Raw genomic sequence first — 12,709 nt, forward strand, 5'->3', positions numbered from 1 at the left:
GGAACGCGCGAGCGGCCCTTGGGATCAGCGACGACGCTGAATGAAGTCCCGAATTCGCTCAGCCGCTTCCACGCACTCGGCAAGCGGTGCAACCAGCGCCAGGCGCACACGGCCAGCTCCGGGGTTGACGCCATCCACTTCCCGGGACAGGTACGAACCCGGCACCACGGTCACGTGTTCCTCCACGAACAAATCGCGGCAGAACGCGGCATCATCGCCTTGCACATTCGGCCACAGGTAGAAGCCGCCGTCCGGGGCCTGTACGTCCAGCACCGGCTTGAGGATCGCCAGCACGGCATCAAACTTCTCGCGGTACAGGTCGCGGTTGGCCTGCACATGGGCCTCGTCCTGCCAGGCCGCAATGCTTGCCAGCTGGGTTTGCACCGGCATCGCACAGCCATGGTAAGTGCGGTACAGCAGAAAACCCTTGAGGATCTCGGCGTCGCCCGCGACAAAACCGGAGCGCAGGCCTGGCAGGTTGGAGCGCTTGGACAGGCTGTGGAACACCACGCAACGCTTGAAGTCCTGGCGGCCCAGCTCGACGCACGCGCTGAGCAGGCCCGGTGGCGGGGTTTGTTCGTCGAAGTACAGTTCGCTGTAGCACTCGTCGGCAGCGATAACGAAGTCATATTCGTCGGCCAGGGCGATGAGTTTTTTCAGGGTGTCGACCGGGATCAGTGCACCGGTCGGGTTGCCGGGGGAGCACAGGAACAGGATCTGGCAGCGTTTCCAGATGTCCGGCGATACCGCGTCGAAATCCGGGTTGAAGCCGTTTTCATCCAGGCATGGCAGGTAGTGCGGCTTGGCCCCGGCCAGGAACGCGGCGCCTTCGTAGATCTGGTAGAAGGGGTTCGGGCTGACCACCAGCGCGTCGTCGCCCCGGTTGACCACGGTCTGGGTGAAGGCGAACAGCGCTTCACGGGTGCCGTTGACCGGCAGGATAGTGCGCGCCGGATCCAGCCAGCCCTTGGGGACGTCGAAGCGGCGTTCGCACCAGGCGCCAATGGCCTCGCGCAGGGCCGGGATGCCCAGGGTGGTGGGGTAGACCGCCATCTGGTCGAGATTGTTGGCCAAGGCATCGGCAACGAACTGCGGCGATTTGTGCTTGGGTTCGCCGATGGACAACGCGATCGGGCGCTTGTCCGGGTTCGGCGTGACGCTGCCCAGCAGGGCGCGCAGCTTTTCGAACGGGTAGGGCTGGAGCTGGTTCAGGGCGTTGTTCATCGGTGGATCTCATGCAAGGCGTTAAAAACTGGGAGGGGAGCGGTGGGCCGCTCCTGGTATCAAATCGTCAGGCGCGTCAGCTCGACACCGGGTTCCTGGGTCACGCTCAACTGCTGCACGATCGCCGCCTGCAAGCGCAGGCACAGCTCCGGGTCGGACAGCGGCTGGTTATCGGCATCGGTAATAAAGAACACGTCCTCCACGCGCTCGCCGAGGGTCGCAATCTTGGCGTTCTGCAGTGACAAATCGAATTCAAGGAAAATGCCGCCGATCCGTGCCAGCAGGCCTGGCCGGTCCGGCGCGCTGAGTTCCAGCACGGTCACCGGGCGCTGCGCATCGTTGGAAATGGTCACCTGGGGCGCAAAGGCAAAGTGCTTGAGCTGACGCGGTACCCGGCGCTGGATGATCGTCGGGTAGTCGTCGGGGTTACGCAGGGCTTCGGTCAGGCCTTCGCGGATCTTTTTCACCCGCGCCGGGTTATCGCCGATGGACTCGCCTTCGGTGTCGAGCACGATATAGGTGTCGAGGGTGAACTGGCTGCTGGAGGTGATGACCCGTGCGTCGTGGATGTTCAGGTTGAGCTGGTCCATGGCCGCCACGGTCACGGCGAAGAAGTCGTGCTGGTCGGGTGCATAGATGAAGATCTGCGTGCCGCCTTCGAATTCGCGCTGGGTGGTTTCCTTGATCAACACCAACGGGCCGCCATCGGCCGGCTGTTGCAGGATCGCGTCGCTGTGCCAGGCGACATCGCCGGCGGTGTGGCGCAGGAAGTAATCGTCCCCCAATTGCGACCACAACTGCTCGACATCGTCCGGGTCGTTGCCGCCGCGCACCAGGATGTCCAGGGCGGCGCTTTGGGTGCGGCGGATCTGCTCTTCGCGGTCCACCGGGTTTTCCAGGCCACGGCGCAGCGCGCGCTTGGTCTCGGTGTAGAGCTGGCGCAACAGGCTGGCGCGCCAGGAATTCCACAGCGTCGGGTTGGTGGCGTTGATGTCGGAAACGGTCAGCACGTACAGGTAGTCGAGGCGGGTTTCATCGCCGACGATCCCTGCGAAGTCGTGGATCACCTGCGGGTCGGACAAGTCCTTGCGCTGGGCGGTGGTCGACATTACCAGGTGGTTCTGCACCAGCCACACGATCAGGCGGCTGTCCCACAACGGCAACTGATGGCGTTGGCAGAACGCCTCGGCATCGACCGCGCCGATTTCCGAATGGTCGCCATGCCGACCCTTGCCAATATCGTGGTACAGGCCGGCCAGGTAGATCAACTCCGGCTTGGGCAGCTTGGCCATGAGCTTGCTGGCCAGCGGGAATTTCTCTGACACCTGGGTGTACTGCAACTTGCGCAGGTGCTTGATCAGGTTGAGGGTGTGGGCGTCCACGGTGTAGATGTGGAACAGGTCGTGCTGCATCTGCCCGACGATAAACCCGAACTCCGGCAGGTAACGCCCGAGGATGCCATAGCGGTTCATGCGCCGCAGGTTGCGATGGATGCCGATCTTGCACTTGAACAGTTCGATAAACAGGCTGGTGTTGCGAATGTCGTTGCGAAAGTCGTCGTCGATCAGGTGACGGTTTTCCCGCAGCAGGCGGATGGTGTCGGCGCGTACGCCCTTGATTTCCGGCTGCTGGGCCATCAGCACGAAGATTTCCAGCATGGCGAACGGCGTGCGGCGGAACACGTTGTCATTGCGTGCCTCGATATAGCCGTCGTGCAGTTGGAAGCGCGAATTGATCGGTTGCGGCGGTGCTTCGTCTTCCGGAGCGAGGATCACTTCTTCGAAATGCTGGATGATCAGGTCACTGAGCTGGGCAATGCTCATGACCACCCGGTAGTACTGCTGCATGAAGCTTTCGATGCTGGTCTTCGCGTCTTCACCTTCAAACCCCAGCAGGGTGGCGATGGAGCGCTGGTGGTCGAACAGCAGACGATCTTCGGAGCGCCCGGCGAGCATGTGCAGGGCGTAGCGCACTTTCCACAGGAACTCCTGGGACGACGCCAGCAGGGCGTTTTCGCTCTCTACCAGGAAGCCTTCGCCGGCCAGGGCGCGCAGGTTCAGGGTGCCGTATTGGCGGCGCGCTACCCACAGAATCGTCTGGATGTCGCGCAACCCGCCCGGCGAGCCTTTGACGTTGGGTTCGAGGTTGTATTCGGTGTCGTTGTACTTGTGGTGCCGGGCCTTCTGCTCGGCACGCTTGGCCAGGAAGAAATCCTTGCTCGGCCACATGTGCGCGGTGCTGGTGACTTCGAGCATGCGCTGGCGCAGGCGCTCGGGGCCGGCGATGGTGCGGCTTTCCATCAGGTTGGTGATGACGGTCAGGTCGGCGCGGGCCTCTTCGGCGCACTCATCCACCGAGCGCACGCTCTGGCCGACTTCCAGGCCGATGTCCCACAGCAGTGTCAGAAAGCGCTCAATGGAATCGCGAAAGATCTCATGGTCGGCGCTGTCCAGCAGGATCAGCAGGTCGATGTCGGAGTACGGGTGCAGCTCGCCCCGACCGTAGCCGCCGACCGCTACCAGGGCAATATCGGCGTCTTCGCTCCAGCTGAACTGTTCCCAGGCTTTTTGCAGGATGTTATCGACGAACCAGGCGCGGTCTTCGATCAGTCGGCGGATGTCCCGGCCGCTGCGAAAGCGCTCGTCGAGCACCTCGCGGGCCTGGCGGATCGCCTTTTTGAACGCGGCGATGGGGCTCGCTTTCAGTGCCAGCTCGGCCTGGAACTGGCCACGGTCGAAGAGTTCGGGATCCACCTGGGGCATTGATCGGCTTTCCTTTCTATCTATCAGTCAGTCACAACACAGTTTGGGAAAACCTTGGCAGCCCTTCACGCCGAAACGCGTGGGATCGTGTCGTCGGCGCGCAGGGTGAAGATCTCGTAGCCGGTCTCGGTGACCAGCAGGGTGTGTTCCCACTGGGCCGAGAGCTTGCGGTCCTTGGTGATGGCGGTCCAGCCGTCGCCCAGCACCTTGGTGTCGGCCTTGCCCTGGTTGATCATCGGCTCGATGGTAAAGGTCATGCCTGCCTTGAGCTCCATGCCGGTGCCGGCGCGGCCGTAGTGCAGGATCTGCGGTTCTTCGTGGAAGACCGTGCCGATACCATGGCCGCAGAATTCACGCACCACCGAGAAACCGTTCTTTTCGGCATGCTTCTGGATCACTTCACCGATGTCGCCCAGGCGGCAGCCAGGCTTGACGATCTCGATGGCCTTGTACATGCATTCCTGGGTGACCTGGGACAGGCGCTCGGCCCACACCGGCACGGTGCCGACGTGGAACATGCGGCTGGTGTCGCCGAAGTAGCGGTCCTTGATCACGGTGACGTCGATGTTCAGGGTGTCGCCGTCCTTCAACGGCTTGTCGCCCGGAATCCCGTGGCAGACCACGTGGTTGACCGAAGTACAGATCGACTTGGGGAAGCCCTTGTAGTTCAGCGGCGCAGGAATGGCGCCCTGCACATTGACTATATAGTCGTGGCAGATCTGGTTCAGGGTTTCCGTGGTAACGCCGGGCTTGACGTGCTCGGCAATCATTTCCAGCACGTCGGCAGCCAGTTTGCCGGCAATGCGCATGCCGGCGATGTCTTCGGCGGTTTTCAAACTAACGGTCATACAGGCTCTCTCTAGCGCGATGCGCTGAAATCAATACGGTTTACGGGCGTGCGACAAAAGGTTGCAGAATTCGCACAAGCGCCAAAAAACGCGATTCTAACAGACGCGGGCGGCAAATCATGAGCCCCCGACGATCGCTTCTCTCTATCAGATGGGGTTATATCGGCTCTATTCAAAGGGTTGCGTACACGTCGCCCAGGCCAAATGTGATTGCGTGTTTCGTTTTCGCCCTTCGTGTGGTATAAAATGCGCCGCTTTCCGGGGATACCCCGAAAAGCTTAAATCCACACACGTGTCGACACGATGACCTGGGTGCCGGAGGCCTTGATGCCGCTGGTTGGTCATTGGGATACGTGGAGGCCAAACCCGACTTATTAAGGAACTATCATGTCCCAAGTCAACATGCGCGATATGCTGAAGGCCGGTGTGCACTTCGGTCACCAGACCCGTTACTGGAACCCGAAAATGGGTAAATACATTTTCGGCGCGCGTAACAAGATCCACATCATCAACCTTGAAAAAACCCTGCCAATGTTCAACGAAGCTCTGACTTTCGTAGAGCGCCTGGCCCAGGGCAAAAACAAGATCCTGTTCGTCGGCACCAAGCGTTCCGCTGGCAAGATCGTTGCTGAAGAAGCAGCACGTTGCGGTTCGCCGTACGTCGATCACCGCTGGTTGGGCGGCATGCTGACCAACTTCAAAACCATCCGTGCTTCCATCAAGCGTCTGCGTGACCTTGAAGTGCAGGCCGAAGACGGTACTTTCGCCAAGCTGACCAAGAAAGAAGCGCTGATGCGCACTCGTGACCTGGAAAAGCTCGATCGTTCCCTGGGTGGTATCAAGGACATGGGCGGTCTGCCTGACGCACTGTTCGTTATCGACGTTGATCACGAGCGCATCGCGATCACCGAAGCCAACAAGCTGGGCATCCCTGTTATCGGCGTAGTCGATACCAACAGCAGCCCGGAAGGCGTTGACTACATCATCCCAGGCAACGATGACGCCATCCGCGCTATCCAGCTGTACATGGGTTCGATGGCTGACGCTGTCATCCGTGGTCGCAACCACGTTGCTGGTGGTACCGAGCAGTTCGTTGAAGAAGCTCCGGTAGCCGCAGCTGAGTAATTGACGCCCTGGCGTTGACTCAGTAAGCAAAAAGGGGGCTTGGCCCCCTTTTTGCCACCTCGAAAACCATTTGTCAGCAGCGCAGCTACATCACCTGTAACGTGCAGCGGCTAACAAGGGTGGTTCGGGAAGAATTGATCCCCCGTTCGATCGGGTGGAATGGTTGAAAACCTATCCAAGAGGAATTTGAAAATGGCAGCAATTACTGCAGCGTTGGTTAAAGAACTGCGTGAGCGTACCGGCGAAGGCATGATGGATTGCAAGAAAGCCCTGGAAAAGGCTGACGGCGACATCGAAAAAGCCATTGATGACATGCGTGCTTCCGGCGCCATCAAGGCTGCCAAGAAAGCAGGCAACGTGGCTGCTGAAGGCGCTATCGCTCTGAAAGAAGACGGCAAATCTGCTGTTCTGCTGGAAGTGAACTCCCAGACCGACTTCCTGGCCCTGCAGGACGACTTCAAGGCATTTGTTGCTGCCAGCGTTGAAAAAGCGTTCGCCGACAAGCTGACTGACGTCGCTCCGCTGATCGCCGCTCAAGAAGCTGATCGCCTGGTACTGGTCGGCAAGGTTGGCGAAAACGTCAACATCCGTCGTCTGGTACGCGTTGAAGGTGATGTTGTCGGTGGTTACCTGCACGGCAACAAGATCGGTGTTGCAGTGGTCCTGAAGGGCGGCAACGTTGAGCTGGCCAAAGACATCGCTATGCACGTAGCGGCCAGCAACCCTGAGTTCCTGCTGCCTTCGGAAGTTTCTGCCGAAGCGATCGAGCGTGAAAAAGCTGTGTTCCTGCAGCTGAACGAAGAAAAAATCAAAGGCAAGCCAGAAAACATTGTTGAGAACATGGTCAAGGGCCGTATCAGCAAGTTCCTGGCTGAGGCAAGCCTGGTTGAGCAGGCGTTCGTCAAGAACCCTGAAATCAAGGTTGGCGAACTGGCCAAGAAAGCCGGTGCTGAAATCGTTTCCTTCACTTACTTCAAGGTAGGCGAAGGCATCGAGAAGCCGGTCGACAACTTCGCTGAAGAAGTTGCTGCCCAGCTGGCTGCCGCCAAGCAATAAGACAGTTTTTAACTGTCGCCCGAAAGAGGCTGCCCGCTCACGCGCGCAGCCTCTTTTCAAATGGGCAGGCCGATTTAATTTGGCTTACCCTCGGAACTGGCTTACAAAGCCGTGTTCCGATGGCGCTGTGAGAGCGTCCAGCTAGAGTGAACGCAAGCCGTAAACGGCTCGCCAAGAATTTTTTAAAAATACGCCGCAGGAGAGATTCGCAATGGCTCAGCAGGGCAGTGGTTATCAGGCTCGCTATAAACGCATTCTACTCAAGCTTAGCGGCGAGGCCCTGATGGGCTCGGAAGAGTTCGGGATCGACCCCAAGGTACTCGACCGCATGGCGCTGGAAGTCGGCCAGTTGGTCGGCATCGGCGTACAGGTCGGCCTGGTGATCGGTGGCGGTAACCTGTTCCGCGGCGCGGCACTGAGTGCGGCCGGCATGGATCGGGTCACCGGCGACCACATGGGCATGCTGGCCACTGTGATGAACGCCCTGGCCATGCGTGACGCCCTGGAGCGTGCCAATATCTCGGCTATCGTGATGTCGGCTATTTCCATGGTGGGCGTGACCGATCACTATGATCGTCGCAAAGCCATGCGCCACCTGAACGCCAAAGAGGTGGTGATCTTCGCTGCCGGTACCGGCAACCCGTTCTTCACCACGGACTCGGCTGCTTGCCTGCGCGCCATCGAGATCGATGCCGACGTGGTGCTCAAGGCGACCAAGGTAGATGGCGTGTACACCGCAGACCCATTCAAAGACCCGCATGCCGAGAAGTTCGATCATCTGACCTACGATGAAGTGCTGGATCGCAAGCTGGGCGTGATGGACCTGACGGCTATTTGCCTGTGCCGCGACCATAAGATGCCGCTGCGCGTATTTAACATGAACAAGCCCGGTGCCCTGCTGAATATCGTACACGGCGGCGCGGAAGGGACTCTGATCGAGGAAGGCCAACAATGATCAACGAAATCAAGAAAGACGCCCAAGCGCGTATGCAGAAATCCCTGGAGTCTCTGAGCCACGCATTCGGCCAGATTCGTACCGGCAAGGCGCACCCGAGCATCCTGGGCAGCGTGATGGTGCCCTACTATGGCACTGATACCCCGCTGAGCGGCGTGGCCAACGTTACTGTAAAGGATTCGCGCACCCTGCAAGTCGTGGCTTTCGAGCGCAACATGCTCGCTGCAGTCGACAAGGCCATCCAGAGCGCTGGCCTGAACCTCAACCCCACCAACCTGGGTGAGTTGCTGCTGATCTCCATGCCGGCCCTGACTGAAGAAACCCGCAAGGGTTTCACCAAGCAGGCCCGCAGCGCGGCTGAAGATGCGCGGGTTGCGGTGCGTAACATTCGTCGTGATGCCTTGGGCGAGCTGAAGAAGCTGGTCAAGGACAAGGAAATCAGCGAAGACGAAGAGCGTCGTGCCGTCGCCGATATCGACAAGCTGACCAAGGAAGCCGAGGCGAAGATCACCCAGGCAACCGACGAAAAAGAAAAGGACCTGATGGCCGTATAAGGGGTCAGGACGCCTTCATGGAAAAGACCAAGCAGACTGTGCCCTCCGTGGTGCCGCGCCATGTCGCGATCATCATGGATGGGAATAATCGCTGGGCGAAGAAACGCTTTATGCCGGGTGTTGCCGGGCATAAGGCGGGTGTCGATGCGGTGCGGGCGGTGATTGAGGTGTGTGCCGAGGCCAAGGTGGAGGTATTGACCCTGTTCGCGTTCTCCAGTGAAAACTGGCAGCGACCCGCCGAAGAAGTCAGTGCCTTGATGGATCTGTTCTTCAAGGCGCTGCGTCGTGAGGCCAAGCGCCTGAATGACAACAACATCAGCCTGCGCATCATCGGCGACCGCTCGCGCTTCCACCCGGAACTGCAGGCGGCCATGCGTGAAGCCGAGGCGATCACTGCCGGTACTGACCGCTTTGTGCTGCAAATCGCCGCCAACTACGGTGGCCAGTGGGACATTGCCCAGGCTGCGCAGCGACTGGCCCGCGAAGTGCAGGCCGGTCACCTGCGGCCGGACGACATCACGCCTGAACTGTTACAGACCTGCCTGGTGACCGGCGACCTGCCGTTACCTGACTTGTGTATCCGTACCGGTGGTGAGCATCGCATCAGCAATTTCCTCTTATGGCAATTGGCCTATACCGAGTTGTACTTCTCCGACCTGTTCTGGCCGGACTTCAAACACGATGCCATGCGCACTGCGCTGGCCGATTTCGCTTCCCGTCAGCGTCGCTTCGGTAAAACGAGTGAGCAGATCGAAGCTGGGGCCCGGGTTTAAATGCTTAAACAACGAATCATCACCGCACTGATACTGTTGCCGATTGCCTTGTGCGGGTTTTTCCTGCTGGATGGCTCCGGCTTTGCGCTGTTTATCGGCCTGGTGGTAACCCTGGGTGCCTGGGAATGGGCGCGATTGGCAGGTTTCAACGCACAGTTGCCGCGTGTGGTGTATGCCCTTGTGGTGGCGGTGCTGCTGTTTCTGATGCACACCCTGTCGAGCATCATCGTGCCTTGGGTGTTGGGGGCGGCGGTGCTGTGGTGGGCGCTTGCGACCTACCTGGTGCTGACTTTTCCGCGCAGCAGTGGCCAGTGGTCCAGTGTCGCCAGCAAGCTGGTGATTGGCTTGCTGATTCTGTTGCCCGCCTGGCAAGGGCTGGTGGAGATCAAGAATTCGCCCATGGGTAACTGGTTGATCATGGCGGTGATGGTGCTGGTCTGGGGCGCAGATATCGGTGCCTACTTCTCTGGTCGTGCATTCGGCAAGCGCAAGCTGGCGCCGGCAGTCAGTCCGGGCAAGAGTTGGGAAGGCGTGTATGGCGGCCTGGCGTTGACGCTGGCGATCACCCTGGCGGTGGGGCTGGTGCGCGACTGGTCGGCGAAGGAAATCTTCCTGGCCCTGCTGGGCACGGCCATCGTCGTATTTATCTCGGTGGTCGGTGATCTCACAGAAAGCATGTTCAAGCGCCAGGCCGGGATCAAGGACAGCAGCAACCTGCTGCCGGGTCATGGCGGGGTGCTGGATCGTATCGATAGCCTTACCGCAGCCATCCCGATCTTTGCCGTGTTGTTGTGGATGACCGCTTCGTGAGCCGCCTGCAACAAGTGACCGTGCTGGGTGCAACCGGCTCGGTAGGGTTGAGCACCCTGGATGTGATCGCTCGTCATCCTGACCGCTATCAAGTGTTTGCCCTGACCGGGTTCACCCGCCTCAGCGAACTGCTGGCACTGTGCGTGCGCCACGTGCCGCGCTTTGCCGTGGTGCCCGGGCGTTCGGCGGCACGGAGCCTGCAGGATGATCTGCGGGCTGCCGGGCTGGCCACTCAGGTGCTGGTGGGGGAGGAGGGGTTGTGCCAGGTCTCGGCCGATGCCGAGGTGGATACGGTGGTGGCCGCTATTGTCGGTGCGGCCGGCTTGCGTCCGACCTTGGCTGCCGTGGATGCGGGCAAGAAAATCCTGCTGGCCAACAAAGAAGCGCTGGTGATGTCCGGCGCGCTCTTCATGCAGGCGGTGCGCAAGAGCGGCGCCGTATTGCTGCCCCTCGACAGTGAACACAATGCGATCTTCCAATGCATGCCCGGCGACTTTGCTCGTGGCCTGGGCCAGGTGGGTGTGCGTCGGATTCTGCTGACCGCGTCGGGTGGTCCTTTCCGGCAAACTCCTTTGGCGGAGTTGGAGCAGGTGTCTCCGGACCAGGCGTGTGCTCATCCTAACTGGTCGATGGGGCGCAAGATCTCCGTCGACTCGGCAAGCATGATGAATAAAGGCCTGGAGTTGATCGAGGCGTGCTGGTTGTTCGATGCGCGACCGGAGCAGGTCGAGGTGGTGATTCACCCGCAAAGTGTGATTCATTCGCTGGTCGACTACGTGGATGGCTCGGTATTGGCTCAATTGGGCAATCCGGATATGCGCACCCCGATCGCCAATGCCCTGGCCTGGCCGGAGCGAATCGATTCCGGCGTGGCGCCACTGGATCTGTTTGCCATTGCCCGCCTGGACTTCGAGGCGCCGGACGAGCAACGTTTTCCGTGCCTGCGTCTGGCACGTGAGGCCGCGGAGGCGGGTAACAGCGCGCCGGCGATGCTCAATGCGGCGAATGAAGTGGCCGTGGCGGCGTTTCTCGAACGGCGCATCCGCTTTCCGCAGATCGCGAGTATCATCGAGGACGTCCTGGGTCTTGAGCCCGTGGTCGCGGTGAACGACCTCGGCGCGGTATTCGAGGCGGACACCAAGGCACGCGCCTTGGCCGAACAATGGTTGAACCGCAACGCGCGTTAGTCTTGTGGGCGCGATTGAGCCCTGGGGCACTGGATTGGAATGCGGAGAAATTAGATGAGTGCGCTTTACATGATTGTCGGCACCCTGGTTGCTCTGGGTGTGCTGGTTACCTTCCACGAATTCGGCCACTTTTGGGTGGCACGTCGTTGCGGCGTCAAGGTACTGCGCTTTTCCGTCGGCTTCGGTATGCCGCTGGTTCGCTGGCATGACCGGCACGGCACCGAGTTCGTGATCGCGGCCATCCCGTTGGGTGGCTACGTCAAGATGCTCGATGAGCGTGAAGGCGAAGTGCCGGCCGATCAGTTGGACCAATCCTTCAATCGCAAGACCGTTCGTCAGCGTATCGCCATTGTTGCGGCCGGTCCGATCGCCAACTTCCTCCTGGCGATGCTGTTTTTCTGGGTTCTGGCCATGCTCGGCAGCGAGCAGGTGCGTCCTGTCATCGGCGCGGTCGAGGCGGACAGTATCGCCGCCAAGGCAGGTCTGGTCGCAGGGCAGGAAATTGTTTCCATTGATGGTGAGCCGACGACGGGTTGGGGCGCGGTCAATTTGCAACTGGTCCGTCGTTTGGGTGAAAGCGGCACTGTCAACGTCGTGGTGCGTGAGCAGGATTCCAGTGCCGAGACCTCGCGCACGTTGGCCTTGGACCATTGGCTCAAGGGCGCTGACGAGCCTGATCCGATCAAGTCCCTGGGCATCCGGCCATGGCGTCCTGCGCTGCCGCCAGTGCTTGCCGAGCTGGATCCGAAGGGGCCGGCCCAGGCCGCGGGTCTGAAAACCGGCGATCGCTTGCTGGCCCTCGATGGCCAGGCGTTGAGTGAGTGGCAGCAGGTGGTCGACCTGGTACGTGTACGCCCTGATACAAGGATTGTGCTGAAAATTGAGCGTGACGGTGCTCAAATCGACGTCCCCGTGACCCTGGCGGTACGTGGGGAAGCCAAGGCGGCCGGGGGTTACCTGGGTGCAGGCGTCAAGAGTCCGGAGTGGCCGCCCTCGATGGTGCGTGAGGTCAGTTTCGGGCCGCTGGCGGCCATTGGCGAGGGTGCAAAACGCACCTGGACCATGAGTGTGCTGACCCTCGAATCCCTCAAGAAAATGTTGTTCGGCGAGCTCTCGGTAAAAAACTTGAGTGGACCGATAACCATTGCTAAAGTGGCGGGCGCTTCTGCCCAGTCGGGTGTCGCGGATTTCCTGAATTTCCTGGCTTATCTGAGTATCAGCCTGGGTGTTCTGAATTTGCTGCCCATTCCGGTATTGGATGGGGGGCATCTGTTGTTTTATCTGGTCGAGTGGGTGCGTGGTCGCCCCTTGTCGGATCGGGTGCAGGGTTGGGGGATACAGATCGGTATCAGCTTGGTGGTCGGGGTGATGTTATTAGCCTTGGTCAACGATCTGGGTCGACTGTAACGCTTCGC

General features: G+C 60.1%; 11 protein-coding genes. 8 read left to right on the top strand and 3 right to left on the bottom strand.

Going from position 1 to position 12,709, the window contains the following annotated elements; all coding sequences use genetic code 11:
• Window positions 1–24: 24 nt before the first annotated feature.
• The 3 genes from dapC to map form a co-directional block, all read right to left on the bottom strand.
• Window positions 25–1,224, bottom strand: a complete 1,200-nt coding sequence (gene dapC, locus J3D60_RS27960; protein ID WP_065938769.1) for a succinyldiaminopimelate transaminase — start codon at window positions 1,222–1,224, stop codon at window positions 25–27.
• A 59-nt stretch (window positions 1,225–1,283) separates the two neighbouring features.
• On the bottom strand, window positions 1,284–3,986 hold the full coding sequence (locus J3D60_RS27965) for a [protein-PII] uridylyltransferase (protein ID WP_065938770.1): 2,703 nt from the start codon (window positions 3,984–3,986) through the stop codon (window positions 1,284–1,286).
• A 65-nt stretch (window positions 3,987–4,051) separates the two neighbouring features.
• Window positions 4,052–4,834: a type I methionyl aminopeptidase gene (gene map / locus J3D60_RS27970; protein ID WP_012722594.1), complete on the bottom strand. Its 783-nt coding sequence runs from the start codon at window positions 4,832–4,834 to the stop codon at window positions 4,052–4,054.
• Between the two features lie 387 nt (window positions 4,835–5,221).
• Here map and rpsB point away from each other — a divergent pair, with 387 nt between their 5' ends.
• From rpsB to rseP, 8 genes are all read left to right on the top strand, one after another.
• Complete coding sequence (gene rpsB, locus J3D60_RS27975) at window positions 5,222–5,959, top strand: 30S ribosomal protein S2 (protein WP_003219330.1); 738 nt, start codon at window positions 5,222–5,224, stop codon at window positions 5,957–5,959.
• 192 nt (window positions 5,960–6,151) lie between these two features.
• Window positions 6,152–7,015, top strand: a complete 864-nt coding sequence (gene tsf, locus J3D60_RS27980) for a translation elongation factor Ts (protein WP_027604480.1) — start codon at window positions 6,152–6,154, stop codon at window positions 7,013–7,015.
• Between the two features lie 211 nt (window positions 7,016–7,226).
• Complete coding sequence (gene pyrH / locus J3D60_RS27985) at window positions 7,227–7,970, top strand: UMP kinase (protein ID WP_003172271.1); 744 nt, start codon at window positions 7,227–7,229, stop codon at window positions 7,968–7,970.
• Window positions 7,967–8,524 carry a ribosome recycling factor gene (frr, locus tag J3D60_RS27990; RefSeq protein ID WP_027604479.1) on the top strand — a complete coding sequence of 186 codons (558 nt, stop codon included), beginning with the start codon at window positions 7,967–7,969 and terminating at the stop codon, window positions 8,522–8,524. The genes pyrH and frr overlap by 4 nt, the downstream gene beginning before the upstream one ends.
• A 17-nt stretch (window positions 8,525–8,541) precedes the next feature.
• Window positions 8,542–9,297 carry a polyprenyl diphosphate synthase gene (uppS, locus tag J3D60_RS27995; protein ID WP_027604478.1) on the top strand — a complete coding sequence of 252 codons (756 nt, stop codon included), beginning with the start codon at window positions 8,542–8,544 and terminating at the stop codon, window positions 9,295–9,297.
• Window positions 9,298–10,107 carry a phosphatidate cytidylyltransferase gene (locus J3D60_RS28000; protein ID WP_065938772.1) on the top strand — a complete coding sequence of 270 codons (810 nt, stop codon included), beginning with the start codon at window positions 9,298–9,300 and terminating at the stop codon, window positions 10,105–10,107.
• A complete protein-coding gene (gene ispC, locus J3D60_RS28005; RefSeq protein ID WP_065938773.1) occupies window positions 10,104–11,294 on the top strand; it encodes a 1-deoxy-D-xylulose-5-phosphate reductoisomerase in 1,191 nt (396 codons plus the stop codon). The genes J3D60_RS28000 and ispC overlap by 4 nt, the downstream gene beginning before the upstream one ends.
• Window positions 11,295–11,348: 54 nt before the next feature.
• Window positions 11,349–12,701, top strand: coding sequence for a sigma E protease regulator RseP (gene rseP, locus J3D60_RS28010; RefSeq protein ID WP_253493508.1), 1,353 nt, complete (start codon window positions 11,349–11,351; stop codon window positions 12,699–12,701).
• Window positions 12,702–12,709 lie beyond the last annotated feature (8 nt).

The organism is Pseudomonas sp. S3E17, from assembly GCF_024168685.1.
GTDB classification, from domain to species: domain Bacteria; phylum Pseudomonadota; class Gammaproteobacteria; order Pseudomonadales; family Pseudomonadaceae; genus Aquipseudomonas; species Aquipseudomonas marginalis.

Excerpts from the sequence above, each read along its gene's own strand:
- J3D60_RS28000 (WP_065938772.1), top strand. The coding sequence starts at position 9,298 with ATGCTTAAACAACGAATCATCACCGCACTGATACTGTTGCCGATTGCC.
- frr (WP_027604479.1), top strand. The coding sequence starts at position 7,967 with ATGATCAACGAAATCAAGAAAGACGCCCAAGCGCGTATGCAGAAATCC.
- rpsB (WP_003219330.1), top strand. The coding sequence starts at position 5,222 with ATGTCCCAAGTCAACATGCGCGATATGCTGAAGGCCGGTGTGCACTTC.
- map (WP_012722594.1), bottom strand. The coding sequence starts at position 4,834 with ATGACCGTTAGTTTGAAAACCGCCGAAGACATCGCCGGCATGCGCATT.
- rseP (WP_253493508.1), top strand. The coding sequence starts at position 11,349 with ATGAGTGCGCTTTACATGATTGTCGGCACCCTGGTTGCTCTGGGTGTG.
- dapC (WP_065938769.1), bottom strand. The coding sequence starts at position 1,224 with ATGAACAACGCCCTGAACCAGCTCCAGCCCTACCCGTTCGAAAAGCTG.
- uppS (WP_027604478.1), top strand. The coding sequence starts at position 8,542 with ATGGAAAAGACCAAGCAGACTGTGCCCTCCGTGGTGCCGCGCCATGTC.
- pyrH (WP_003172271.1), top strand. The coding sequence starts at position 7,227 with ATGGCTCAGCAGGGCAGTGGTTATCAGGCTCGCTATAAACGCATTCTA.
- J3D60_RS27965 (WP_065938770.1), bottom strand. The coding sequence starts at position 3,986 with ATGCCCCAGGTGGATCCCGAACTCTTCGACCGTGGCCAGTTCCAGGCC.
- tsf (WP_027604480.1), top strand. The coding sequence starts at position 6,152 with ATGGCAGCAATTACTGCAGCGTTGGTTAAAGAACTGCGTGAGCGTACC.